The sequence below is a fragment of the Jeotgalibacillus sp. ET6 genome (genome assembly GCF_029667115.1).
GTDB lineage: Bacteria > Bacillota > Bacilli > Bacillales > Jeotgalibacillaceae > Jeotgalibacillus.
In genome coordinates this window covers 1-264 of the sequence record NZ_JARUIU010000124.1, presented here as the reverse complement: position 1 = coordinate 264, position 264 = coordinate 1, and the positions used below count along the sequence as shown (strand labels likewise).

Here is a 264-nt window from a genome sequence, read left to right as displayed (position 1 = left end):
AAAAAAAACAATTGCCATAGCAAATAAAGAAACCTATCAGGAAATTCGTGAGCTGAATTTAGGAAAAATCACAAAAAATGAAGAAGAGTCAGAGTCTCAGCTTGCCCATTTTTCCACCCGTTCACGGACTTTTTCGCGGGACATAATTCCGCCTTTTTCTGTTCCTTCAAGCTGCAACAGATGCTGCCTTGTTGATCGTTAAAAATGGACGACTTTTTTTATCTCGGATAAAACTGAATTTTCAAACTGGTATGTTAGTATGTT

1 protein-coding gene is annotated in these 264 nt (G+C 37.1%); it reads left to right on the top strand.

What is annotated here, in order from left to right:
* Nucleotides 1-202 (top strand): hypothetical protein (locus P6709_RS20015; RefSeq protein ID WP_278242650.1); only part of this gene is annotated, 202 nt, incomplete at its 5' end.
* Between the last annotated feature and the right edge of the window lie 62 nt (nt 203-264).